The organism is Vibrio sp. 10N.222.55.C7, from assembly GCF_041473335.1.
Taxonomy (GTDB): Bacteria; Pseudomonadota; Gammaproteobacteria; order Enterobacterales; family Vibrionaceae; genus Vibrio; species Vibrio crassostreae_C.
Window position 1 is genome coordinate 1,498 of the sequence record NZ_JBFRSC010000059.1, and the last position, 254, is coordinate 1,751.

Annotated in this window: 1 protein-coding gene; it reads right to left on the bottom strand. The window is 43.3% G+C overall.

All coding sequences use genetic code 11. The features are described from left to right. A partial coding sequence (locus AB4482_RS19970) for a transposase (RefSeq protein ID WP_372181492.1) occupies positions 1 to 176 on the bottom strand: 176 nt, incomplete at its 3' end. Between the last annotated feature and the right edge of the window lie 78 nt (positions 177 to 254).

The window sequence follows — 254 nt, forward strand, 5'->3', positions numbered from 1 at the left end:
GCGGTTTCAATCGCTGTATCAGAGTACTGAAAGCCTCTCCCACGCTTACCATGATGAGTTTTGCATCGCCATGCATCTACGGCTGAATCATCTATCCAGAATGTAACCGAACCACGTTTACAAAGAGCCTTATTGTACTCCGTCCAGTTAGTTATCTTCTTGTTTGCTTTACCCATATCACCACCATTCCAATCGTTTCAAATGATCAGATCACAGGACTTGGAAAAGGTTCAACTAATTTAGGCAACAACGCC